Consider the following 25235-nt stretch of genomic DNA (forward strand, 5'->3'; position numbering starts at 1 on the left):
AGAACGCCACCTTCGGGTGGCTTTTTCATTTCTGAATGACCGTCAGGCGGTTATGCTGTGACCCTGCTCAGGAGATATCGATGGCTTTTGATTTTGATCTTTTTGTAATTGGCGCCGGTTCAGGCGGCGTTCGGGCGGCACGTTTTGCTGCCGGTTTTGGTGCGAAGGTCGCTGTGGCCGAAAGCCGCTATCTGGGTGGGACCTGCGTCAACGTGGGCTGCGTACCCAAGAAGCTGCTGGTATACGGGGCGCACTTTTCCGAAGATTTCGACCACGCCAAAGGGTTTGGCTGGTCATTGGGTGAGGCCAGTTTTGACTGGTCCACGCTGATTGCCAACAAGGACAGTGAGATCAGTCGCCTCAACGGCATCTATCGCAAATTGCTGGTCGACAGCGGTGTTACCCTGCTCGAAGGCCACGCAAAGATCGTCGGGCCGCAGCAGGTCGAAATCAACGGCCAGACTTATCGCGTCGAGCGTATTCTGATTGCCACCGGCGGCTGGCCGCAGGTGCCTGAGGTGCCAGGGCGCGAGCATGCCATTACGTCCAACGAGGCGTTTCACCTCAAGACGCTGCCAAAGCGCGTTGTGGTTGTGGGCGGTGGCTATATTGCCGTGGAGTTCGCTTCGATCTTCAACGGACTGGGCGCCGATACCACGCTGGTCTACCGTCGCGAACTGTTTCTGCGTGGTTTTGATGGCAGTGTTCGTACCCATCTCCACGAAGAGCTGCTCAAGCGCGACATGACGATTCGCTTCAGCAGCGATATCGAGCGCATCGACAAGCAGGCTGACGGCAGTTTGCTGTTGTCCATGAAAGGCGGCGGTACACTCGAGACCGATTGCGTGTTCTACGCGACGGGGCGTCGGCCGATGCTCGACAATCTTGGTCTGGACAGTGTCGACGTCAAGCTGGATGAGCACGGTTACATCAAAGTCGATGAGCATTACCAAAGCAGCGAGCCTTCCATACTGGCCATCGGCGATGTCATTGGGGGTGTGCAACTGACCCCTGTCGCGCTGGCTGAAGGCATGGCGGTCGCGCGTCGACTTTTCAAGCCCGAGCAGTATCGCCCGGTAGACTACAATCACATCCCGACGGCAGTTTTCAGTCTGCCTAACATTGGTACGGTCGGCCTGACCGAAGAAGATGCAATCAAGGCCGGTCACGATGTACAGATTTTCGAAAGCCGTTTCAGGCCGATGAAGCTGACCCTGACCGATGATCAGGAGCGCACATTGATGAAGCTGGTCGTCGATGCTAAAACCGACCGCGTGCTGGGCTGCCATATGGTGGGGCCGGATGCTGGCGAAATCGTCCAGAGCCTGGCCATTGCCATCAAGGCTGGCGCGACCAAGCAGGTATTCGACGATACTATTGGGGTGCACCCGACTGCGGCAGAAGAGTTCGTCACCATGCGTACGCCTGTCAAACGTTAAGTCACGCAGCGCCCGGAGTTCAGGAAGAGCTCTGGGGTAAAAGCTTGAAGAGGATGGATCCCGTGAATAGAGAACAACCGCCGGCCAGAATGCCATTGCATTCGGCTGAGCAGGACCGCGAAGTCGCGCAGTACATCGATGCCTTGCGTGAAAGCGAGCGTCAGTTCAGGACATTGGCTGACAACATGAGTCAACTGGCCTGGACTGCCAGCCCCCGAGGGCAGGTTCACTGGTACAACGAGCGTTGGTATGCGTACACCGGCGCCTCGCTCGAGGCCATGACTGCCTTGGGTTGGCGCTCGGTTCTGCATCCCGAACATCGCGAGCGCGTGATGGCGCGTTTGCAATACTGCTTTTCCACCGGCTCGATCTGGGAAGATACCTTCCCGATACGTGGCAAGGACGGCGCATTCAACTGGTTCCTGTCACGCGCGTTACCCCTGCGCGATGCACGGGGCCACATCACCCACTGGCTGGGTACTCACACCGATATCACCGCCCAGGTCAATGCAGAAGAAGCGTTACGCGAACTCAACGAGAGTCTTGAGTTGCGCGTCGCCGAGCGCACGCGCGAGCTGAAAACCACCAATGAGTTGTTGCAGGCCGAAATTGCCGAGCGAGCGATGGCTGAAGAGGTCTTGCGTCACGCGCAAAAAATGGATGCGATTGGTCAGTTGACCGGGGGCATCGCCCATGACTTCAACAATGTACTTTCCGGCGTGATTGGCGCACTGGACATGATCAGGCTGCGTGTGGAAGCCGGGCGGATCGGTGAGGTCGAGCGCTACCTGGATGCCGCAGCAAGCTCGGCAAACCGGGCTGCTGCACTCACCCGCAGGCTGCTGACATTTGCCCGCCGGCAGTCGCTCAATGTCACCGTGGTGGATGTCAATTGCATGGTCCGCTCGATGGAAGAGTTGTTGCGAGGTACGGTCGGCGCTCATGCGCATCTGCAGATCGAACTGGAGGAGGGGCTGAGTGCGATACGCACTGATGAGCATCAACTGGAAAATGCCCTGTTGAATCTGGTCATCAACGCTCGCGACGCTGTGCCTGTCGGAGGGAAGCTGTGCGTGCGCAGTCGCTCGCTAACGCTTGCGACGCAAAAAGACGGTCTGCTGCCTGGCGACTATGTACTGCTGAGTGTCGAAGATAACGGCTGCGGCATTGCTCAGGATGTCATCGATCAGGTGTTCGATCCGTTTTTCACCACCAAGCCGGTAGGTCAGGGGACCGGGCTGGGTTTGTCGATGGTCTATGGCTTTACCCGGCAGACTGGTGGGCACGTGCATATAGACAGCACTGAAGGTCAGGGGACGCGGGTTGATTTGCATCTGCCGTGCGGCGAGGTCGCGCTTGCCTGAATCTTCAGGTCATGTCTGGTCTGATGGCTTCTTCTTGGCGGCTTTGGGTTTGTCCGGCTGATCGAGCCTGATCTGCAGGTTTTCCAGTGCCGCTTCCTTCTTGGTCAGCAACAGTTCCAGCATGCGGCTCTGTTGCTGCGCATCGGTCATGCCTTGTTTGAGCGCGGCGTTTTCGTCCTGCGCGCTGCGTAACCTTTCTTCCAGTAGTGCGCATTGGGTGTGGGCGTGCTGCTGTTGTTCTGCGAAGGCGACATTCTGCGTGTTGGCTTGCTTCAACTGGTCGGTCTGGCTGTGCAGTTCGCGCAGGGTGGTGCGATTTTCAGCCAGCAGTCTTTCGTTGTCTCGATTGAGCTGTGTGATGTTTTCCTGGTGCATAGCCATGCCTTGCTGCGCCTGTCGCAGTTCCATTTGCAACTGCTGAACCTGGCTTTCGTGGCGTCGTTGCTCCTGTTCGCGTTGTTCTCTGATCGAGTTGCGATAGTGCTCCAGCGCCTCGCGGGCATGCTGGTGCTTTTCTTCCAGAGAGTGGATCTGCCCGTCCTTGTCGTGCAGACGGGCCTCCAGATCCTGATTGGCCTGTAGCAACCGGGCGTGTTCTGTCTGCACATCCTGCAGTGTGCCTTGCGTGTGGCGCAGGGCGGCAGCTTGTTGTTCCAGTGTCTCTTCGCGCTGCTGTGCGTGTTTTTCCAGTTGGCTGATCTGCTCCTGAGTCGCCGCAAGTCGCCGCTGGAGGATGTCGCGCTCGGCCTGATACTGATCGTGCGCCTGATCGATACGTTCCTGTGCTTGCTCCTGAAGCCTCTGGGCGAGATGAGCCACCAGATCGCTCAACTCCTCGTTGATATCCGGTGCCGGGGCTTGCGTGGATTCGAGCTCCTTCAGATAGCGGTGAATGGTGGTTTTCGACCCCGTATTACCCATTTCGATACGTACCGCATCAATGCTGGGGTTTTCGCCTCTGGACAGCAGGGACGCCCTTGCTTTCTGTACTAAAGCCTTGTTTACACCGCCGCGGGCCATGATGTCTCCTACGATTTCGTACTGTGGTATGTACTCTGTAATTACATACTATATGTTTTGAAATAATTAGCTATTTTTTGAATTAATTAACACGGGATATTGGCGTATTATCCCGTGTCAGGCGCTGTCAGCTACCTTCACGGCACCTTTACCGGTACACCCAGCAGGTTTTAGCCATGAACGACGTTGATCGCTATATCGAGGCGGCGACCCGCGACAACACGCGCCGCAGCTATCGGGCTGCAATCGAGCATTTCGAGGTGACATGGGGCGGGTTTCTGCCGGCGACCAGCGAAAGCGTGGCGCGCTACCTGGCGAGCCATGCCGGGACGCTGTCGGTGAATACCCTGAAGTTGCGCTTGTCAGCGCTGGCCCAGTGGCATATCAGCCAGGGCTTTGTCGATCCCACCAAGGCACCCATGGTGCGCAAGGTCATCAAGGGCATTCGCGCGCTGCACCCGGCGCAGGAAAAGCAGGCCGAGCCTTTGCAGTTGCAGGATCTGGAAAAAGTCATCGCCTGGCTGGAGATTGAAATACGTGAAGCGAGCGCACAACAAGATCAGCCGCGTCTGTTGCGCGGTCGACGTGATTCGGCGCTGATCCTGCTGGGATTCTGGCGCGGGTTTCGCAGCGACGAGCTTTGCCGCCTGCAAGTACAGGATGTCAAGGCCATCGCCGACTCGGGAATCAGCCTTTATCTGCCGCGCAGCAAAGGCGATCGCGACAACCTCGGCAGGACCTACCAGACCCCGGCCTTGCAGCGGCTGTGCCCGGTGCAAGCCTATATAGAGTGGATCAACTGTGCCGCGCTGGTACGCGGTCCGGTCTTTCGGGCAGTAGATCGTTGGGGTAACCTTAAAGAGGAGGGGCTGCACGCCAACAGCGTCATCCCGTTGCTGCGTCAGGCGCTCCAGCGTGCAGGCATCGCCGCAGAGCACTACACCAGCCACTCGCTGCGCCGGGGCTTCGCCAGTTGGGCGCACAGTAACGGCTGGGACCTCAAGTCACTGATGTCCTATGTAGGCTGGAGGGACATCAAGTCGGCGATGCGCTACATTGATGCCGCTCCGTTCCTGAGTCCACCGGAGGCGGGGAGCGGTCCGAAGGTTTCTTCTATCAATAAGCTGCCTTCATAGTGAAAAGCAATCAGTGACATCAGGTTTGCCAATGAGCGATTGTCATCGATCATGCGTAAGCTTCACTCCATCGAATTCACAACCCATCCAACCCATCAGGAGATATACCGATGCCTATCATCAACAGCCAGGTAAAACCGTTCAAGGCTACCGCATTCAAGAACGGCGCTTTCGTTGACGTCTCGGACGCTGACTTCAAAGGCAAGTGGTCTGTCGTATTCTTCTACCCGGCCGACTTCACCTTCGTATGCCCGACCGAGCTGGAAGACCTGGCTGACAACTACGAAGAGTTCAAGAAGCTGGGCGTTGAAATCTACAGCGTTTCGACTGACACCCACTTCGCCCACGCTGCATGGCACAACACTTCGCCAGCGATCGGCAAGATCCAGTACACCATGATCGGTGACCCGACCCTGACCATCTCCCGCAACTTCGACGTGCTGATCGAAGAAGCCGGTCTGGCGGATCGCGGTACTTTCGTGATCAACCCTGAAGGTCAGATCAAAATCGTCGAGCTGAACGATGGCGGTGTTGGCCGTGACGCTTCCGAGCTGCTGCGCAAGATCAAGGCTGCTCAGTACGTTGCCGCTCACCCGGGCGAAGTCTGCCCAGCCAAGTGGAAGGAAGGCGAAGCTACTCTGGCTCCGTCCCTGGACCTGGTTGGCAAGATCTGAGTCGCATGAATCGGCTAGGGGCGTTGAGCTCTTGAGCAAGTAAACCGCATCGCCCCAAAAAACGCCCGGGCGGTAATCGCCTGGGCGTTGTTATTTCTACCCTTTGTAAACAGGAAGCCGCCACATGTTGGACGCCAATCTTAAAGCCCAGTTGAAATCCTATCTGGAGCGGGTTACTCGCCCCATCGAGATCGTCGCGTCCCTTGATGACGGCGCGAAGTCTCAGGAAATGCTCGCACTGCTCAATGATGTGATCAGCGTTTCCAAGGACGTCACCCTGAATGACAGCGGTACCGACGCACGTACTCCGTCGTTCTCGCTGAGCAGCCCTGGCCACGATATCAGCCTGCGTTTTGCCGGTATCCCCATGGGTCACGAATTCACCTCGCTGGTCCTGGCGCTGCTGCAAGTCGGCGGCTATCCACCCAAGGTCAGTGCGGAAACCATCGAACAGGTTCGCGCGCTTGAGGGCGAATTCCATTTCGAAACCTATTTCTCGCAGTCCTGCCAGAACTGCCCGGACGTCGTCCAGGCATTGAACCTGATGGCAGTGTTGAACCCTGGTATCAAGCACGTCGCTATCGACGGTGCGCTGTTCCAGGACGAAGTGACCGATCGCAAGATCATGTCGGTGCCGAGCATCTATCTGAACGGTGAGTTGTTCGGTCAGGGCCGCATGGGGCTGGAAGAGATTCTGGCCAAGATCGACACTGGCGCCGGTGCGCGTCAGGCGGAAAAACTCAACGCCAAGCAGGCCTTCGATGTGCTGGTCGTAGGCGGTGGTCCCGCAGGTTCTGCGGCGGCCGTCTACGCTGCCCGCAAAGGCATCCGCACCGGTGTTGCCGCCGAGCGTTTCGGCGGTCAGGTGCTGGACACCATGGCTATCGAGAACTTCATCTCGGTACAGCATACCGAGGGGCCGAAACTGGCCGTGGCGCTTGAAGAGCACGTCAAGCAGTACGAAGTCGACATCATGAACCTGCAACGTGCCGACAAGCTGATCCCTGGCGCAGCCGGCGAGTTGCACGAAGTGAAGTTTGCCAGCGGTGCCAGCCTCAAGGCCAAGACGCTGATCCTTGCCACTGGCGCACGCTGGAGGGAGATGAACGTGCCGGGTGAGCAGCAGTACCGTAACAAGGGTGTGGCTTATTGCCCGCATTGCGACGGTCCTCTGTTCAAAGGCAAGCGCGTCGCTGTGATCGGTGGTGGTAACTCGGGCGTCGAGGCTGCAATCGACCTGGCGGGTATCGTGTCTCACGTGACACTGCTGGAGTTCGACGTGCAGTTGCGTGCCGACGCGGTGCTGCAGCGCAAGTTGCACAGCCTGCCGAACGTGACTGTGATCACCAGTGCGCAAACCACTGAAGTGACCGGTGATGAGCAGAAGGTCAACGGACTGCGCTACAAGAACCGCACTACAGGCGAAGAGATCACCGTGCCGCTCGAAGGTATCTTCGTGCAGATCGGCCTGCTGCCCAACAGTGAATGGCTCAAAGGTGCCATCGAGCTGTCGCCGCGTGGCGAGATCGTGGTCGATTCCCGTGGTGAAACCTCGGTGCCGGGTATCTTCGCTGCTGGTGACGTAACGGTCGCACCGTACAAGCAGATCATTATTGCCCTGGGCGAAGGTGCCAAGGCCTCCCTGAGCGCCTTTGACCATCTGATCCGTACCTCCGCACCGGCCTGATCGGACAGCGGTAAACAAAAAGCCCCGTGAGCGATCACGGGGCTTTTTGCTTTCTATGCGGGTCGCTCCTTGCCGGAGCGATCACCGCGGTCTCAGAGCGGCGTTGGCTGGATGATCTCCACCCAGTAGCCGTCCGGGTCCTTGATAAAGGCCAGGCTGTTCATGCGGCCATCGGACAAGCGCTTCTGAAAGTCGACGCCCAGGCTTTCGAATCGCTCGCAGGCGACCTTCACGTCCGGCACCGACACGCAGATATGGCCAAAGCCGCGCGGGTCGCTGTTACCGTTGTGGTACGACGCGGTGGCATCGCTTTCGGTACCGTGGTTGTGGGTCAGCTCCAGAATGCCGGGGATCGACTTCATCCATTCGTTGCGGGCAGCGTCGTCTTCCGGGATCTGTGCCTTGTCGACCCGCGCCAGAAAGTACAGGCTGAATTCGGCTTCCGGGAAGTCACGTTTCTCTACCAGGCTGAAGCCCAGTACGCGGGTATAGAAATCCAGCGATTTGGTGATGTCCTTGACGCGCAGCATGGTGTGGTTGAACACAAACTGCCGGGTGGCCGCTTCAGGATTGGCTGTGACGCCCGGTAGTGTGTTGAGTTCGTGCAAGCTCATCAATGTGTCTCCAACAGAATGTACAAATAATGCCAAATGATACGGGGCAGGGCAGGCAGTGCCAAACCCGGCGCGTATAACGTCGCGTCGGCCTTGCTCGATGCCGACAACAGGCTCAGAATTTCCGGTCAACCGTTTTGGCGACCCGATCATGATCCTTTCGCACTACCGACGCTCCGTGCCAAGCCTGTGCCTGTTCCTGCTGCTGGGCACTGCTCAGGTCCATGCCGCCGATGCAATGATCGTCTGGCCCGCAGGCTGGGAGGTCGAGTCGATACCGACCGAGTCGGGCGAGCCCGTTCAACCGTCCGTGCAGGTCAGACAGCGCGCGGTGAAAAACGATCAAAGTGGAAATCCGCTGATGGTCATGGAGCTCACCCAAACGCGGCTGGCGCCGGGACATGACGTCAATGTCCAGGGCGTTCTGCTGGAAATGCGTAAGTCGGTTCAGGTCAATTTTGCCCGCAGTGGGTTGCAGAGCGTCTGCACGCATGTCCGTGAAAGTCGGCTTAGCGTGGTGCCCGCGCTCGAAACCACCTGCACCATTACTCAGAATGGTGTGCACGTGTTGACCCAGACACTGGTCGCGGCCGCCAGCAAGGAACTGGCCTGGTCATTGTCCTACGCGGGATCGGCAGACGGCTATGCGAGCAACAAGGATGAGGCACTGCGTATTCGTGAGAGTCTGCGTCTGGACGTTACGCAGTGACATCTGCCTTTTTGCAGACAAAAAGAAGCCCGCCGAGGCGGGCATGGGGCGCTATTCCTTTAGCGGTCTTCATCATCCGAGAGTCCATGTGAAAAAAGTGTGAAGCTGCGCTGTGTTGCGCAATCGATGCGTTTCAGCGCGACGAATCATTGAGAAACAAATAGTGATGTATCTCATCACGCGGTCAAACTGAATAATTACTCTACGCACTTCAGGAACTGTTCAGGTTTGTAACTGTGTGCTGAATCGCATAATCCGGATTTATTGACGTCATTATTCTCGCGGCATTTACACGCTGCATTGAAGTATACGAACCGGGCAGTCCACCTAATCATGTATATGAATTTCCGCTGCGGATCGACAGGTACTGTGTGATGACGCCTGAGCACAGCCCTGCAGTACGCAGGTGAAGAGCTGCAGTGACGAAGATAAAAAAGCCCTGCAAGTGCAGGGCTTCAAGTGACAACTTGCAATCAGGCACGCAGCCATGAATCAACAGTGTCTACACCGTATTGCTCTTTCCATGCCTTGAGGCCGCGATGGTTGCCGCCCTTGGTTTCAATCAGCTCGCCGGTATGCGGGTTCTGGTAAACCTTGACCACGCGTGCACGGCGACGCTTTGGCCCTGCGGGTGCAACCAGCGAGGTTGCACTCGAAGGGTCAAGGATTGCGATGATGTCACGCAGGCTTTTACCGTAGGTGCCCATCAGGTCCTGGAGCTTTTGCTCGAATTCGATCTCCTTCTTCAATCCGGCGTCATTCTTCAACGATTCCAGCTGTGCAAGCTGTTCCTGAAGGGCTTTCTCTGCTGCTCGAAACTCGGCAAGTCTGGACAATTAATATACTCCAACAATGTAATGGCTGTTGTCAGCCCTATAAAGCGATGAGACAAAACTGATAGGTCGATTCGCTCACTCGAGGGTGCCCGATACCTGCGGTTTCTATGCTGAAACTTGGCCTTTGCGGCTTGTCGTTGTGCAGATAGAGGGTATTTATAACTCAGTCGCCCGCAAATGATGCACTTTTTTTTCCAGTTAGAAAATAGCCTTTCACAAATTCGTTAAATGGCGCAGGGAGACGATGTTGGATATAGGGGATGATGTCCGTGTTGTAGGCAGAGGGGCGTTGTAAGTTATTTCCGATATTAGCCACGGATGGAAAACGTGCCATGAGAGAGTGAATGGCTTGGAAAAAGAAATATCCGACAGGCAAAAGGAGTGTCGGATGAGGAAATGGAGGGAATGTCTGAAGGCCACGTGCTGAAAGGCGCGTGGACCACTCAAAGATGGCCTTTCGCCCGTATCCACGTTGCGTTTTTGACCCTACAACCCCTGTTGCAGCACAGGGTCATCCGGGTTCTGCTGCTCGAGCTCGGCCAGCAGAATCTGCACGTTCTGCAACTGACCGTTCTCTTTCCAGTACTGGATCAGCAGCACCCTGGCCTTGCGATTTGCGGGCTGGTTCTGAACGATCTGGGTCAACTGGCGCTGTGCCGCTTCGAGCTCGTTCAACGAGTGCAGTGCAACCGCCAGGTCATAGCGATAGTCGTTGTTATCGGGTGCCAGTTCCGTGGCCTTGGCCAGGCTGAGCACGGCGAATTCCGCCTGGCCGTGGTTCAGCAGCCACATGCCCAGTGCGTGCTGGAGCATGGACGAGCCAGGGTTGTGCTCCAGCAACTGTGCGAAAAGGCCGCGCGCCTGCTCGGCCTGGCCCTTGCGGTCCAGTAATTCAATGTGCGCCAGCGCTGCTTCGATATTGCCCGGGTCCAGCGCGGTTGCCCGCTGCAGTGCCGTGAGCGCGGGCTCCAGATCGCCAGTCTGCAGATACAGCCTGGCCAGTTGCAGCTGGTTTTGTGCGCTTTGCGGCTGGCTCTTGAGTGACTCCTGAAACGCCTCGGCACTTTGCTGCAGAACGGCAAAGTACAGGCCCAGCTCATCAGGTGATAGGCCGAGCAGGGCGCTGGTGGCGCGAAACCTGACGGATTGTTCGGCGTCATCCAGCAGCGGGCCGAGCAACAGACTGCGCTGGCTGTTGGAGACCAGCCTGACGCTGACATCGATGGCCGCTTCGCGCACTTGAGCGGACGGGTTACTCAACGCAGCGTCGAGCAACTTGAGGGCCTGGGGGCTGGGATAGTCGTTCAGTTCGGCGAGCAGGCTGATGCGTTGCGTGTCAGACAGGTCAGTACGAGCCAGTTGTTGATACAGCACGCGCGCGGCACCCGGTTTGCCGTCATGTGCCTGCTCCAACGCCTGCGCATAGGTATGACTCAGCTTCACGGGAGCGGTCTGGATGGGCATGCGCCACCACCAGAAAACCAGCGAAAGCACCAAAAGCGCTGCAGCCGCTGCGCCGATCAGCCAGCGACGTCGAGAAGTGGGTTGAGGCGATAACCCCGTGTTAGAAAGTCTGGGCATATCGATTTCCAATGCTTGACGGGTTGCAGCTTCGGGGAGTGGCTGGCAGCTGTCAAACGGCAATCATGATGCAGCCGGGTTTCAGGCAAAAAAAGCCCCGCGGCCTGATCGGACGCGGGGCGGGTTTACCGGCTTTTCAGGTTCAGGCCTGAGGCTGCCAGCCACCACCCAGTGCCTTGTAGATAGCCACAATGCCGCGGTACAGCTCGATTTCTGCCTGCGCCTGAGCGTCCTCGGCCGCCAGACGCTCGCGCTCGGCATCCAGCAGGACCAGGAAGTCCGCCGTGCCTTCGCGATACTGCACCGAGGCCAGTCTGGCCGCCGAGCGACTCGCATCGCTTTGGCGCATCAGCGAGACCAGCCGCTGCTGGCGTTTGTCGTAATCGCTGAACGCGTTCTCCGACTCTTCCAAGGCGAGCAGTACTTGCTGCTCATAGTTGGCCAGTGCGCCCTCGGCGTCAGCGTCGGCACTGCGAATCTGCGCCCGGACACTGCCCAGATCGAAGGCTGCCCAGGTGATGCTCGGGCCCAGCGACCAGGCTCTGGCCGCTGACGAACCGATCTGCGAGCCGCGTCCGGCGGTAAAGCCCAGAAAACCGCTCAGGCTGACCCTTGGGAACAGATCGGCAGTCGCAACGCCGATACGTGCGGTCGATGCAGCGAGTTGTCGCTCGGCTGCACGGATGTCCGGCCGATTGCGCAACACTTGCGTAGGGTCGCCAATCGGCAAGGCCTTGGCGATGGCCGGCAGTTTGCTAGGGCTCAAGTCGACGCTGAGGTTTTCCGGACGCTCACCCAATAACGTGGCGATACGGTTGCGTTGGCGAGCCTGCTCGGCCTGCAACTGCGGAACGGTCGCTTCGACAGCGGCCAGTCGTGCCTCTGCACGCACCACATCCAGCTCATTGCCCACACCCGCATCCCGCAGTTGCGTGGTCACGTCCTGAGAACTCTGCTGATTTTTCAGGTTGTCGCGGGCAATGGCTTCTCGTAGCTGTGCGCCGCGCAGTTGGCCGTAGGCGTCGACCACCTCGGCAATCAGGGTGACCTGAAGCTGATAGAGGTTGGCCTCTGCAGCTTCCTGATCGGCGTCGCTGGCTTCCAGCTGGCGCTGGATGCGCCCGAACAAGTCCACTTCCCAGGCCATGTCCAGGCCCAGGTCGTAGCGCTCGCTGTTGACTCGGCGCTCGGTGATGCCGGGTTGCTGACCCTTGCCGATGTCACTGCTGGCGCGGCTGGTCACCACTGGCATCACATCGTTGGCGACGTCATCGCGAATGGCTCGCGCCGACTTGAGCCGGGCGAAGGCGACGCGCAGATCGCGGTTGCCGTCCAGTGACCTGGCTACCAGTTTATTGAGGGTCGGGTCCTCGAACTGCTGCCACCAGGCTCTGTCCACTTTGCTGCGGTCATAGCTGCCCTGGGCGGCGGACGCCAGTTTCGCTGGCGCCGTAACCGGTGCCCGGTAGTCGGGGCCCACGGCGCAGGCCGCCAGTGCCATGACCAGCAGGCTCGGGATGAAGACTTTGTACGCGCTCATCAATGCATCTCCGCAGGCAGGTTTTGCTGGCTGTTTACCCTGGCGGCCTTGCGGGCCTCTTGGCGTTCGACGTAATTACGGATAAGCACGTAGAACACCGGCGTCAGCAGCAGGCCGAAGAACGTGACACCCAGCATCCCGGAGAACACTGCGACACCCATCGCATGGCGCATCTCGGCACCCGCACCGCTGGACAGCACCAGAGGCACGACCCCCATGATGAAGGCGAACGAGGTCATCAGGATCGGCCGTAGACGCAGGCGGCATGCCTCCAGTACCGCATCCAGCGGGCTCATCCCTTCAGCCTGTTTGTCCTTGGCGAACTCGACGATCAGAATCGCGTTCTTGCACGCCAGGCCTACCAGTACGATCAGGCCGATCTGAGTGAAGATGTTGTTGTCGCTGCCGGCGATCATCACCCCGGCAATCGCCGAGAGCAGGGTCATCGGTACGATCAGGATCACCGCCAGCGGCAGGCTCCAGCTTTCGTATTGGGCTGCCAGTACCAGAAACGCCAGCAGCACACAGAGCGGGAACACGAACAGCGCGGTATTGCCCGAAAGGATCTGCTGATAGGTCAGGTCGGTCCATTCGTAGATCATGCCGGTCGGCAGTTCCTCGCGAAGCAGTTTCTCGACCGCTGCCTGAGCCTGGCCAGAGCTGTAACCCGGTGCCGCTGCACCGTTGATTTCAGCAGTGATGAAGCCGTTGTAGTGCATGACGCGGTCGGGGCCGGCGGTGTCGCTGACCTTGACGAAGGTTGCCAGCGGGATCATCTCGCCCAGGTTATTGCGTACCTTGAGCTGACCGATCTGGTCGGCATCCTGACGGAACTGCTGCTCAGCCTGGACATTGACCTGATAGGTGCGGCCAAACCGGTTGAAGTCGTTGGCATACAGCGAACCCAGATACACCTGCAGCGTGTCGAAAATATCACTGACTGCAACGCCGTGGGTCTTGGCTTTCTCGCGGTCAATCGCAGCATCGACTTGCGGCACGTTCACCGTGTAGCTGGTAAACAGCCCGGCCAGTTCCGGCACGCTGCGGCTTTTGGCGATGATGTTCTGGGTTTCCTTGTACAGCTCGTCATAGCCGAGGTTGCCACGGTCCTCGATTTGCAGGCGGAAGCCGCCGATGGTGCCCAGGCCTTGTACCGGTGGTGGCGGGAAGATCGCCATGTAGGCTTCCTGAATCGAGGCAAACTGACCGTTCAGCGCGCCGGCAATTGCATTGGCCGAGAGGCTCGGGTCTTTGCGCTCGTCGAACGGCTTGAGGGTCACGAACACCACGCCGTTATTCGGGCTGTTGGTGAAGCCGTTGATCGACAGACCCGGGAAGGCAATGGCGTCTTGCACGCCAGGCTGCTTGAGGGCCAGCTCCGACATGCGTTTGATGACATCTTCGGTACGGTCCAGGCTCGCGGCGTCCGGCAGTTGGGCAAATGCAACCAGGTATTGCTTGTCCTGGCTAGGGACGAAACCGGTCGGTGTGCTGGCGAAACCCATCCAGGTCAAAACCATCAGGCCCGCATAGACCAGCAAGGCAATGCCGCTGCTGCGAATAACCCTGGCAACCGTACCGACATAGCCATGGCTGGCTTTCTCGAAAAAGCGGTTGAACGGGCGGAACAGCCAGCTGCCGAGCATTCTGTCGAGGAAGCGTGAGAAGCGATCCTTGGGCGCGTCATGACCTTTGAGCAATACCGCGGCCAGTGCAGGCGACAGGGTCAGCGAGTTGAAGGCGGAAATGACCGTCGAAATGGCAATAGTCAGCGCGAACTGCTTATAGAACTGTCCGCTGAGCCCGGAAATGAATGCCGCAGGCACGAACACAGCGCACAGCACCAGCGCCGTCGCAATGATCGGCCCCGTGACTTCGGCCATGGCCTTGTGCGTGGCGGCGACCGGCTCCAGGCCCAGCTCGATGTTACGCTCGACGTTCTCCACCACCACGATGGCATCGTCGACCACGATACCGATCGCCAGCACCAGGCCGAACAACGACAGCGCGTTCAGCGAGAAACCGAACATATGCATGACCGCAAAGGTGCCGATCAGCGAGACCGGTACGGCCACCAATGGGATGATCGATGCGCGCCAGGTCTGCAGGAACAGGATCACCACCAGCACCACCAGGATCAGTGCTTCGAACAGCGTGTGAATCACTGCCTCGATGGAGCCGCGGACGAAGATCGTCGGGTCATAGACGATGCTGTAGTCCATGCCTTCCGGGAAGCTTTTCTTGAGCTCGGCCATCCGTGCGCGTACATCGTTGGAGATGTCGATGGCGTTGGAGCCGGGACGCTGGAAGATCGGGATCGCTACCGCAGGCTGATTATTGAGCAACGAGCGCAGCGCGTACTGGCTGGAGCCCAGTTCGATGCGTGCAATGTCCTTGAGGCGAGTGATTTCACCGTCGGCACCGGCTCGCACGACCACGTTTTCGAACTCTTCCTCACTGACCAGGCGGCCCTGAGTGTTGATCGACATCTGAAAGCTGGTGGCATTCGGGGAGGGCGGAGAACCCAGCTGGCCAGCGGCGACCTGACGGTTCTGTTCGCGAATCGCATTGACCACGTCAGTGGCGGTCAGGTTGCGTGAGGCGGTCTTGTTCGGATCGAGCCAGACCCGCAGCGAATAATCGCCCATGCCGAACAATTGCACGTCACCGACGCCGCCCAGTCGCGCCAGCTCATCCTTGATGTTGAGCACGGCGTAGTTGGACAGGTACAGCATGTCGTAGCGTTTGTCCGGTGAGGTCAAGTGCACGACCATGGTCAGGTCGGGGGAGGCCTTGTCCACAGTGATGCCGATGCGTGTCACTTCTTCAGGCAGCTTCGGCTCGCTGCGGGTCACGCGGTTCTGCACCTGCACCTGCGCGTTGTCCAGGTCGGTCCCCAGTGCGAAGGTGATGGTGAGGGTCAGCTTGCCATCGGCGGTGGCCTGCGAGGACATGTAGAGCATGCCTTCGACACCGGTAATCGCCTGTTCCAGTGGCGAGGCCACGGTTTCGCCGATCACCTTAGGGTTGGCGCCGGGGAAGTTAGCGCGTACCACCACGGTTGGCGGCACGACTTCCGGATATTCACTGATCGGTAGCTGGAACAGCGAGATGGCACCGGCGATCAGGATCAACAGCGACAGCACTGCGGCGAAGATCGGCCGTGAAATAAAGAATTTGGAGAAGTTCATCGGACGAGTCCCTTAGCCGCGCGGCGCGGCAGCGCTGGCGATTTTGACGGCCGCTTTGGGCGCCACTTGTGGCAGGTTGCTGGCTTCGAGGGCCTGGCGTTGTTTGAGCAGTGCGGCGAGGGTGTCGGCGCTGGCCATCGGAGTGACTTCAGGGTCCACAGGCTGGCCGGGACGAACGCGCTGCAAGCCTTTGACGACGATGGTGTCATCCTTGGCCAGACCATTGCGCACAATGCGCAGGCCTTCGATTTTCGGCCCCAGCTCGACAGCCCGGTAGGCGGGCTTGTTGTCCTTGTCCATGACCAGCACGAACTTCTTGCCCAAGTCGGTGCCCACCGCTTCGTCGTTGATCAGCACGGCCGAGTAAGTGCCGCTGCCCACCAGTTTCAGGCGCGCATATAGACCGGGGGTAAACGCACCGTCGGCGTTATCGAACACGGCGCGGCCACGAATGGTGCCGGTCCTCGGGTTGACCTGGTTGTCGACAAAGTTCATCTGGCCCAGGTGCGGGTTGCCAGGTTCGTTGGACAGCCCCAGGTACACCGGCGTGGTCTGACCGCGCTGGCCTTTGCGGGCCAGCTCGGTGTACTTGAGGAACACGCGTTCGTCCGCGTCGAAGTAGGCGTAGACCTTGTCGGTGGAGACCACGCTGGTCAGGGCGGTGACATCGGCGGTGACAATGTTGCCAGCGGTGATTTCGGCACGGCTCACGCGACCTGAAATCGGTGCGGTGACACGGGTGAAACTGAGGTTCAGTCGAGCCAGGTCCAGTTGCGCCTGAATGGCCGCGACACCGGCCTTGGCTTCCTGCGCCGAGGTGGTCCGCGATTCGGCCAGCTCGGCGGAAATCGCATTGTTGCTGCGCAGACGCTCACCACGCTGGGCTTCGCTGTCACTGCGCGAAGCGACTGCGCGGGCCTGTTGCAACTGGGCTTCGAGACGGCGGACTTCCGACTGGAAAGGGCGCGGATCGATCTGGAACAGCAGGTCGCCTTTCTTGACCAGCGCGCCGTCGGTGAAGGCTACCTGATCGATCTGACCGGCAACCCTCGGGCGCACTTCGACGGTTTCAGGTGCTTCGAGACGACCGGTGAATTCATCCCACTCGTTGACTGGCTGCTCCAGTACCTTGGCCACACTGACCTTGGCTGCGCCAGGCGCACTGGTGGCTTCCGGCGCACGGCCGCAAGCACTGATGACGATCAAGGCGAGGGCGGTGAGAGGGTAGCGCAGATGGCTGATTGTCTGGTGCATGGGAAGTTCCGCCAATAGTGAAGAATGGGGCGGATTCTGTTGCGCACGGGGTGTTATTAACGAATCGAATAAACCGAAGGTTACTATCACCGACAATGATGAGTAGCTATAGGTCTGTGAAACTCCCTGAGCGAGTGACCCTGAAGGCGGACTTTGGCCAGGTATTCGGGGCTGCAAGTGCTGGCCTGACAGAGTGCCAAAAAAGCTCATGTCATATTGCTATCTCTTCGATCAATCTTTGCAATCGCCGCGGCTATTAAGTTGTTCCGCGAACAGTCGATCCTTGGGTATCACGATAAATCCCGAGGAAAGATTTGATGAAGTCGACATGGCTGGACAATTTGAAGGTCAGCAAAAAGCTGAGTGTAGGCTTCGGTCTGATACTGCTGGGCGTGCTGACGGTCACCGCGATCGGTTACCTCAGCACCAACCTGCTGATCGAACGGCTGGGTAAGGCAGCCAAGGTTTCCGAGGTGAAGGCCGATGCGCTGAGCCTCAGGATCGCTGCGCAGACCTACACCGCCAAGCCTGACGCGAGCAATTCGCAGGGCTATACGTCGGCTCTGGACAACCTGGGCAAGACCATCGAGGACGGCCTGAAGATTCTGACCGTTCCGGTCAACGCCGATATGCTCAGAGGGATTCGCGACCAGGCGGGTGTCTTGAAGCAAACGTTCAGCCAGTTGGTCGATAACAATCGGCAAATTGATCAGGCCATGCAGCCGCTGATCACCATTTCCGAACAGGTCAGCGGAAGTTTCGAAACACTGCTGCAAAAGACCTTTGACGACGTTTCCCGCTCGCTGGACCAGAGCGGTATCGATCAAGTGAAGATTGCCGGCGACCTGCGCAATGGCATGACCAACTTTCGCCTGGTGTTTCGCCGTTATATCAGTATCCCGACTGCTGAAAACAGGCAGATTACTTTCGACGCTGCCGATTCGCTGATCGCTCAGGTGGGCAGCGCGCGCAATCAACTGCCTAACAAGGCCGGCCCGGCGGTGGATGAGGCGCTCGCGGCGCTGCAACAGTACAAGTCGTTGATGGTCTCCATCTCGCAACTGATGCAACAGAACGATCAGATTCGCGACAGCCTTCGCCAGCAGTCAATGGACATCGTCACCAGTGCGGAAAAGCTGATGGCGGGTCAGGTTGTCAGTGCCAATAAAGAAAAAGACAGTGCAGTAACCCAGCTGCTCACCGTGGCGGTGATCGTATTGCTGCTGGGCATCTTCGCGGCGATCCTGATTACCCGTCAGATCACCCGTCCGCTCGATTCGACAGTGATCGCGGCGCGTCGGATTGCCGACGGCGATCTGACCAACGACCTCAGTACCACTCGCCAGGATGAACTGGGCCTGCTGCAAAACACCATGCAACACATGACCGTATCGCTGCGGACCCTGATTGGCGGTATCAGCAATGGCGTGACACAAATTGCCACGGCGGCCGAGGAGCTTTCAGCCGTCAGCGAGCAGACCAGTGCGGGTGTCACTCAGCAGAAACTGGAAGTCGACCAGGTGGCGACCGCCATGAACCAGATGGCTTCCACCGTTCAGGAAGTGGCGCAGAACACTGAAGATGCATCGCAGGCCGCCAGACAGGCCAGTGATCGTGCAGCCCATGGCAGCAGCGTGGTGCAACACGCCACGCGTGAAATCAGCCAGCTTGCCGGTGAAGTGGGGCAACTGGGCGAGGCCATGCAGCGCCTGATTCAGGACAGTGACAAGATTGGCGGTGTCATCGATGTGATCAAGGCGGTGGCAGAACAAACCAACCTGCTGGCCCTCAATGCCGCGATCGAAGCTGCACGCGCAGGTGAGCAGGGCCGTGGCTTTGCCGTGGTGGCCGATGAGGTGCGTTCGCTGGCTCAGCGTACACAGTCATCCACGACTGAAATCGAGGCGCTGATAAAGTCCTTGCAGGATGGCACTGGCGCGGCATCGGAGCTGATGAATGCCAGCCGTCAACGTACTGAAGGCACCGTGGCGCTGGCGCGCCAGGCCGAAGAATCGCTGCTTGAAATCACTCATTCGATCGTGACCATCGAACAGATGAGTCAACAGATCTCTGCTGCCGCTGAAGAGCAGAGCGCCGTTACCGACGAAATCAATCGCAGTGTCATCAGCGTACGCGATATTGCCGACCAGTCTGCCACGGCTACCGAGCAAAGCGCGGCGTCTACCGTGGAACTGGCGCGCCTGGGCAGCAACCTGCAGGACATGGTTGCGCGCTTCCGGATCTGATGGTCGCCACTTTCAAAAAGTCGCGACGTTCAAACGTCTCACAATGCAAGAAGAGCGGCGCTGGCAATCAGCGCTGCTCCACCCGCTGCAGAAATCTTCGAGTCCGTTCGTTTTGCGGATTCAGCAGAATTTCGCTCGGGGTGCCGTCCGCCACGATGCGGCCTCCCTCCATGAACAGCACCCGGTCAGCGATGTCCTGAGCGAATTTCATCTCGTGGGTCACCAGTAGCATGGTCATCTGAAATTCGTGGGCAATCGAGCGAATCACCGCCAGTACCTCGCCGACCAGCTCGGGGTCGAGCGCCGACGTGACTTCATCGAACAACATGACCTGCGGACGCATGGCCAGCGCTCTGGCAATCGCTACGCGTTGTTGCTGACCACCGGAAAGCTGGCTCGGATAGGCATCGGCCTTGTGAGCAAGCCCGACCAGTCCGAGGTATTGATGCGCGCGCGCAAGGGCCTCTTCACGAGTCAGTCTGAGCACCCGTAACGGCGCTTCGGTGACATTTTCCTGCACGGTGAGGTGCGGGAACAGGTTGAACTGCTGGAACACCATGCCTACCCGATGCTCCACCGGAGCCTTGCGTGCGCCAGGCCAGCGCCATCCGGATGCGCGCGCGGGCACTGTTTCGCCTGCGACTTCTATGCTGCCTTGCTGGTAGTTTTCCAGGCCCTTGATAAGGCGCAATACCGTTGATTTGCCCGAGCCACTGGGGCCGATCAAGGCGACTTTCTGACCTTGAGGAATGCTCAGGTCCAGATGGTCGATGATCCGGTTGCGGCCGAAGTCCTTGACCACGTGTTTCAGCTGTATCTGCGCAATGGTGACGGACGGAATTGCGGTGTGTGCGAGATCAGACATGGCTGCGCCTTTCCAGGTATTTGAACAGCAACGAGGTCGGCACACTGATTGCCAGAAACATCAGCGCCATCACCGTGTACGGTTCGTTGTAACGATAGGTCATGCCAGCGATCTGCTTGGCAGCCTGAAACAGTTCAGGAATAGTAATCACCGCCAGAAGTGGCGTTTCCTTGAACATACCGATCAGGTAATTACCGAGCACCGGCAGCATGGGTTTCAACGCCTGCGGCAGGATGATGCGCCGCCAGGTGTCGCCACGATTGAAGTCAAGGGCGCGTGCGGCTTCCCACTGTCCGGCCGGGATGTCGTCAATGGCACCGCGATACGCTTCGGCAATATAGGCCGCGTAATAGCAGCCAAGACCTATCACACCGGTGGTGATCGCCGGGAAGGTGATGCCCGCCAGCGGCAGCGCGAAGAACAGCACATACAACTGGACCATCAACGGCGTATTACGGAAAAAGCTCAGGTAGCCTTTGCTCAGGCGATGCACGATGGTTATCTGCGAGCGCAGTGTCAGGGCCAGGATCAGACCGAGCAACACCGCGAGCAGGAACCCCAGCACCACGACCTGTACGGTCACCAGCAAGCCCTGAAACAGCTCCGGCAGAATCGACCAGGCGAATGCGATATCAAACTCCATCGTTCATCCCCTGGCCGTGCGCCACGCGGTGGCGTGCTGCTCATAACGCTTGACCAGCCAGCTCAATGGCCAGGCCATCACGAAATAGCACACCAGCACGATGCTCCAGATCAGCGTTTGCTGGCCCAGCGTGGTGATCAATTGACTGCCGGTAAAGGTCAGGTCGGTGAGGGTGATGAGCGAGACCAGCGACGTGGTTTTCAGCAGCTCGACCAACTGATTGCCCATCGGCGGGATCATGAACGGCAGGGCCTGCGGCAGAATGATTCGCCGAAATGCGCTTATCGGCCCGAAGTCCAGCGCACGCACAGCGTCACGTTGACCCTGGCTGACGTTGATCAGTGCCGAGCGAATGATTTCCGCGCCATACGCCGAAAACGTCAGGCCCAGCCCCAGCACGCCGGTGGTCATGGGGGACAGGCGGATGCCGAACAGCGGCAGAATGAAGAACAGATAAAACAGCAGCACCAATGCCGAGATGCCACGCAGCACCTCGACATACACCGTGGCGAACCAGCGTAACGCCCGGAAGGGCGACAGGCGCATCAGGGCGATTACAAACGAGAGCACCAGCACCAGCAGTTCGGCAAGCACGGTGATCTGCAGGGTGATCCAGGCACCGTGGGCCAGTTGTCTGGCGATGAAACCTGCGGTTTCCAGTGTTGCAGCATCAACAGGCATGGCCGTACTCGTGTGGGTCAGGGCCGTTTACTGCGCGCCCTTGCGGGGCGGGGCAGGTCATGGGTTGCAGCGTTGGACTGCGGTGATGGCCGGGTCAGCCAGTTCATTTTCGGTGTAGCCGTACTTCTGCAGGATTTTCAGCAGCTCGCCCGACGCCCGGAGTTTGGCCAGTTGTTCGTTAAAAGCCTGTTCAAACGCCGGATCATTTTTTGGCAGGCCATAGGCATGGTAATTCCAGCCCGGTTTGCCACTGGCGTCCGGGATCTGCTCGAAAGGCAAGGCGCGTTCGATGTCCGCGCTGTTGGCTTTCTTGATCAGACTGATGACTTCGGCGTCCGGGAAATAAACCACGTCCACGCGACCCGCCTGCAAGGCGGCCAATGCCTCGGTGTCCTTGTCGAACAACACCACGTTGCCGTTGGCGATACCGCTGTCTTTGGCTTCCTGAACCTGATTGCTGCCAGGTTGCGTGGCCAGGCGCACCTTGGTGTTGCCGGCGACGTCCTTGAGGCTGTGCAGGTTCAGCGGGTTACCGGTTTTGACAATGAACGCACCGCCGGATCGTGTCACCGGGTTGGAGAACGCGATGACCTTGCAGCGATTCGGATTGATGAACAGGCCTGCACCGATCAAGTCGAAACGACCGGCTGCCAGACCCGGCACCAGCGAACCGAAGTCAGTGATAGGCGTCTCGATCTGCTTGATGCCCAGCGGTTCTAGAATCGCCCGCAATATCTCGACATTGGCCCCGGTGGCTTTGCCGTCGGTGCCGATGTAGGCATAGGGCTGTTCATTGGCGATACCAGCGGTCAGGCCGTCAGTGCGACCTTTTTCCAGCAGTCCGGCCAGGGCAGGGAATGAAATGACGGCATTCAGCAGCAGCGCTGAACCCATCAGGGCTGGGAACGACAGGGGGGTGATGCCTTTCATTGCGGGTGCTCGAAGTAGGGGAATAGGGCTTCTTGCTGATGCGGCCTGAACATGCGGGTCAGGTGCGCAAGCGCAAGGTAGCTTGGTCTTGCCTGCATCCTGCTTCGGCAACGTTTAGTGCATAAGACGCAACTCTATAGCTATTAAAAAAATAATTTAAATATCGATAAGGAATATGCATATACGCAGTCGCCGCCGTTATGGATGCCAAGCGTCGTGCGACCTATTGATGCAAGACCAGGTATTTGTCAGTGCGTCCCTGTTTGCAACTCCAGACGCCGGCCAGGTATCGCGGCAATCAACTCCTGGGTGTAGGCCGCTTCAGGTCTGGCAAAAACTTCCTCGGCCAGACCCTGCTCGACGGTCTTGCCATGCTTGAGCACCAGTACCTGGTGGGCAACGCTGGCGACCACTGCAAGGTCGTGAGAGACCAGCACGTAGGCGATGCCCGATTCGGCTTGCAGCTCGACCAGCAGGTCGAGGATCTGCGCCTGCACCGACACGTCCAGTGCCGAGACCGGCTCATCGAGCAGCAGCAGATCGGGCTGCAGGGCCAGCGCTCTGGCAATGGCAACCCGCTGACGCTGGCCACCGGAAAGCTCGCGCGGCAGGCGGTCCAGATAGGCCACGGGCAACTGCACTCGCTCTATCAACCGGCGTGCGGCCTGCTCCAGTTCGCGGCCTTTGAGCAGGCCGAACGAGACCAGGGGTTCGACGATGCTTTCGAATAACGTGAAGCGTGGGTCAAGGGCCGCGAACGGATTTTGCTGCACCAGTTGGATACGCCGTCGCAGTGGTCTGAATTCGCGCCAGCCCAGGTCGGTGACATCCTGGTCGTCCAGTAAAACTCGTCCGTGGGTGGGCTTCTCCAGGCCCAACGCAATGCGCAGTGCAGTGCTTTTGCCAGAACCGGACTCGCCGACGATGGCCAGTGTCTGACCGGGAAAGACCTTGAAACTGACATCCTGCAACGCCTGAAACTCTGCCTCTTCGCCTTTTACGTAGGGCAGACGGTAGGTCTTGCTGATGTTGCTCAGGTTCAGCAATGGTGTGTCATTGGCCAGGACCCGGCGTGGAGCGACCGGGCTTTTGCGCTGGCCGAATGCTGGAGCGGCGGCGATCAGTGCTCGGGTGTAGGCATGGCCTGGGTTGACGAGAATCTGCTCGGGTGTGCCATGTTCGACCAGCTCGCCGTTGTTCATGACCAGCACCCGGTCAGCGCGGTCGGCCGCCACACCGAGGTCATGGGTAATGATCAGCAAGGAGATGCCACGCTCGGCCACCAGACGTTGCAGATGATCGAGGATCTTGCGTTGTACCGTCACGTCCAGAGCGCTGGTGGGCTCGTCGGCGATGATCAGGCGCGGATTGCCTGCCAGGGCGATGGCAATCAACACGCGCTGGCGCATGCCGCCGGACAGTTCGTGCGGGTACTGACGAGCGCGTAACAAGGGCTTGTCCAGGCCGACTTGCTGCAGCAGTTCCAGCACATCGGCATCGACTGTCGGATAACGCCCGCCATGCGCCTGCAGCAGTGCTTCGGCAATTTGCCGACCGATGCGCAGAGTCGGGTTCAGGCTGACCATCGGGTCCTGCGGCACCAAGCCGATCACGCTGCCGCGAATCCGACGTTTCTCGCGCTCGGACGCATGGCTCAGATCGTGACCATCAATCTGCAGTTCGCCACTGGTGATGGTTGCGTTATCCGGTAGCAGGCCGAGGATTGCGTTGGCCATCGTCGACTTGCCGGAACCCGACTCGCCGACAATCGCCACGGTTTCGCCCTTGGCGACCTGAAACGAAACGTTGCGCACGGCCTGATTGACCTGCCCGTCGAAACGATAGGCAACGCCCAGGTGTCGGATGTCGATCAGTTGCGGGGTGTCGGTCATCGTTGAATCTCTTCCAGAGTGCGTGCGATGTGGTTAAAGCTGAACACGATAGCGACCACGAACAAGCCAGGCAGTAGCGAAACCCAAGGCGCAGTCATCAGAAAGTGCCGACCGTTGGCGATCAGCGTGCCCCATTCGGCGGCTGGCGGTTCAGCACCAAAGCCGAGGAAGCTCAGCCCGGCCGTCGCCAGAATCGCCGCGCCGAAGTCCAGTGTGGCCAGCACCGCCACCGGGCCCCAGGCGTTGGGCAGAATGTGTCGCAGCAGGGTACGGGTCCAGCTCGCGCCGCCCAGACGTGCAGCTTCCACGTAGGGCAACGTCTTGACCCGCAGCACTTCTGCGCGGGTGGTGCGAGCGAAACCGGGAATGATCCCTACGCCTACTGCTATGGCTACCGGAAGGGTGCCGAACCCGATGGCTGTGACAATCGCCAGCGCCAGTAGCAAGCCGGGCAGGGCCAGCAATACATCGATCAGGCGCATGATCACCGCATCGATGCGCCCGCCTGCGAAACCGGAAATCACCCCCAGACTCAAGCCGCCGGCCATGGCGATGCCAACCGCCAGCAGTGCGGCCTGTACCGAGAGGCTGGAGCCGTGCACCACGCGGGTATAAAGATCACGGCCCAGCTCGTCGGTGCCAAACCAGTGCGCAGCATTGGGGGCGGTGAGCTTGTCGGCAGGCGAGGTGGCATAAGGTGCGTAGCTGCTCAGGAGATGGGGTGCCAGCGCGGCCAGCAGCGCAAAGGCGACGATTGCCACGGCCAGCAGAAAACCCGGGCGCCGCAACAGGGGGCGCGCGGCTTCCGCGATCCGGCTCAGGCTGCTGCGCCGTCGCCACAGCGCTGCAGGTGCGGTTTTAACTGGAATGGTTTCACCGGAAGCAACCAGGCGAGCCAGGCGCGCAAGGCGGTTGTCGAAGATAGTCATGTCT

Annotated in this window: 20 protein-coding genes; 7 read left to right on the forward strand and 13 right to left on the reverse strand. The window is 59.1% G+C overall.

The genetic code is table 11. The features are described from left to right. The first annotated feature begins 80 nt into the window (after positions 1–80). Together gorA and JOE34_RS17165 are read left to right on the forward strand one after the other, a co-directional pair. Positions 81–1439 carry a glutathione-disulfide reductase gene (gene gorA, locus JOE34_RS17160; RefSeq protein WP_017278555.1) on the forward strand — a complete coding sequence of 453 codons (1359 nt, stop codon included), beginning with the start codon at positions 81–83 and terminating at the stop codon, positions 1437–1439. 89 nt (positions 1440–1528) lie between these two features. After that, a complete protein-coding gene (locus JOE34_RS17165) occupies positions 1529–2803 on the forward strand; it encodes a PAS domain-containing hybrid sensor histidine kinase/response regulator (RefSeq protein ID WP_017278556.1) in 1275 nt (424 codons plus the stop codon). A gap of 9 nt (positions 2804–2812) precedes the next feature. On the opposite strand, the gene JOE34_RS17170 is transcribed toward JOE34_RS17165, so the two are convergent. After that, complete coding sequence (locus JOE34_RS17170; protein WP_096113415.1) at positions 2813–3823, reverse strand: DNA-binding protein; 1011 nt, start codon at positions 3821–3823, stop codon at positions 2813–2815. A gap of 176 nt (positions 3824–3999) precedes the next feature. Here JOE34_RS17170 and JOE34_RS17175 point away from each other — a divergent pair, with 176 nt between their 5' ends. The 3 genes from JOE34_RS17175 (at position 4000) to ahpF (ending at position 7320) form a co-directional block, all read left to right on the forward strand. Beyond that, positions 4000–4959, forward strand: a complete 960-nt coding sequence (locus JOE34_RS17175) for a site-specific integrase (RefSeq protein ID WP_099314544.1) — start codon at positions 4000–4002, stop codon at positions 4957–4959. 110 nt (positions 4960–5069) lie between these two features. Continuing rightward, positions 5070–5633, forward strand: coding sequence for an alkyl hydroperoxide reductase subunit C (gene ahpC, locus JOE34_RS17180; RefSeq protein WP_002553298.1), 564 nt, complete (start codon positions 5070–5072; stop codon positions 5631–5633). Positions 5634–5757: 124 nt separating this feature from the next. After that, positions 5758–7320, forward strand: a complete 1563-nt coding sequence (gene ahpF, locus JOE34_RS17185; RefSeq protein ID WP_003315309.1) for an alkyl hydroperoxide reductase subunit F — start codon at positions 5758–5760, stop codon at positions 7318–7320. A 92-nt stretch (positions 7321–7412) separates the two neighbouring features. On the opposite strand, the gene gloA is transcribed toward ahpF, so the two are convergent. Further along, a complete protein-coding gene (gene gloA / locus JOE34_RS17190; RefSeq protein ID WP_017278557.1) occupies positions 7413–7934 on the reverse strand; it encodes a lactoylglutathione lyase in 522 nt (173 codons plus the stop codon). A gap of 100 nt (positions 7935–8034) precedes the next feature. Here gloA and JOE34_RS17195 point away from each other — a divergent pair, with 100 nt between their 5' ends. Beyond that, positions 8035–8643: a DUF4946 domain-containing protein gene (locus JOE34_RS17195; protein WP_003422894.1), complete on the forward strand. Its 609-nt coding sequence runs from the start codon at positions 8035–8037 to the stop codon at positions 8641–8643. A 473-nt stretch (positions 8644–9116) separates the two neighbouring features. Here JOE34_RS17195 and JOE34_RS17200 read toward each other — a convergent pair whose 3' ends face one another. The 5 genes from JOE34_RS17200 to mexE all read right to left on the reverse strand — a co-directional run bounded on the left by JOE34_RS17200 (position 9117) and on the right by mexE (position 17045). Further along, positions 9117–9479, reverse strand: a complete 363-nt coding sequence (locus JOE34_RS17200; RefSeq protein ID WP_002553302.1) for a histone-like nucleoid-structuring protein, MvaT/MvaU family — start codon at positions 9477–9479, stop codon at positions 9117–9119. 486 nt (positions 9480–9965) lie between these two features. Then, positions 9966–11060: a tetratricopeptide repeat protein gene (locus tag JOE34_RS17205; protein WP_161420953.1), complete on the reverse strand. Its 1095-nt coding sequence runs from the start codon at positions 11058–11060 to the stop codon at positions 9966–9968. A 142-nt stretch (positions 11061–11202) separates the two neighbouring features. Further along, the gene (locus JOE34_RS17210; RefSeq protein ID WP_161420955.1) at positions 11203–12600 is read right to left on the reverse strand and encodes a TolC family protein; all 1398 of its coding nucleotides are present in this window, start codon (positions 12598–12600) and stop codon (positions 11203–11205) included. Continuing rightward, entirely contained in the window at positions 12600–15791 is a 3192-nt protein-coding gene (locus JOE34_RS17215) for an efflux RND transporter permease subunit (RefSeq protein WP_024665043.1), read from the reverse strand. Before JOE34_RS17215 ends, JOE34_RS17210 begins: the two co-directional genes overlap by 1 nt. 12 nt (positions 15792–15803) lie before the next feature. Beyond that, a complete protein-coding gene (mexE, locus tag JOE34_RS17220) occupies positions 15804–17045 on the reverse strand; it encodes a multidrug efflux RND transporter periplasmic adaptor subunit MexE (protein ID WP_024665044.1) in 1242 nt (413 codons plus the stop codon). A gap of 317 nt (positions 17046–17362) precedes the next feature. Here mexE and JOE34_RS17225 point away from each other — a divergent pair, with 317 nt between their 5' ends. Then, on the forward strand, positions 17363–19291 hold the full coding sequence (locus JOE34_RS17225) for a methyl-accepting chemotaxis protein (protein ID WP_011268122.1): 1929 nt from the start codon (positions 17363–17365) through the stop codon (positions 19289–19291). A gap of 67 nt (positions 19292–19358) precedes the next feature. On the opposite strand, the gene JOE34_RS17230 is transcribed toward JOE34_RS17225, so the two are convergent. From JOE34_RS17230 to JOE34_RS17255, 6 genes are all read right to left on the reverse strand, one after another. Next, positions 19359–20156 carry an amino acid ABC transporter ATP-binding protein gene (locus JOE34_RS17230; protein ID WP_010408945.1) on the reverse strand — a complete coding sequence of 266 codons (798 nt, stop codon included), beginning with the start codon at positions 20154–20156 and terminating at the stop codon, positions 19359–19361. Continuing rightward, a complete protein-coding gene (gene ehuD / locus JOE34_RS17235) occupies positions 20149–20799 on the reverse strand; it encodes an ectoine/hydroxyectoine ABC transporter permease subunit EhuD (RefSeq protein WP_003422880.1) in 651 nt (216 codons plus the stop codon). The genes JOE34_RS17230 and ehuD overlap by 8 nt, the downstream gene beginning before the upstream one ends. A gap of 3 nt (positions 20800–20802) precedes the next feature. Next, positions 20803–21480 carry an ectoine/hydroxyectoine ABC transporter permease subunit EhuC gene (gene ehuC / locus JOE34_RS17240; RefSeq protein ID WP_003383635.1) on the reverse strand — a complete coding sequence of 226 codons (678 nt, stop codon included), beginning with the start codon at positions 21478–21480 and terminating at the stop codon, positions 20803–20805. 57 nt (positions 21481–21537) lie between these two features. Continuing rightward, a complete protein-coding gene (gene ehuB / locus JOE34_RS17245) occupies positions 21538–22410 on the reverse strand; it encodes an ectoine/hydroxyectoine ABC transporter substrate-binding protein EhuB (RefSeq protein WP_003383636.1) in 873 nt (290 codons plus the stop codon). 248 nt (positions 22411–22658) lie between these two features. Then, on the reverse strand, positions 22659–24302 hold the full coding sequence (locus JOE34_RS17250; protein WP_065088828.1) for an ABC transporter ATP-binding protein: 1644 nt from the start codon (positions 24300–24302) through the stop codon (positions 22659–22661). Next, the gene (locus tag JOE34_RS17255; protein WP_065088827.1) at positions 24299–25231 is read right to left on the reverse strand and encodes an ABC transporter permease; all 933 of its coding nucleotides are present in this window, start codon (positions 25229–25231) and stop codon (positions 24299–24301) included. Before JOE34_RS17255 ends, JOE34_RS17250 begins: the two co-directional genes overlap by 4 nt. Between the last annotated feature and the right edge of the window lie 4 nt (positions 25232–25235).

Source organism: Pseudomonas sp. PvP028 (assembly GCF_017832255.1).
Lineage (GTDB): Bacteria > Pseudomonadota > Gammaproteobacteria > Pseudomonadales > Pseudomonadaceae > Aquipseudomonas > Aquipseudomonas syringae.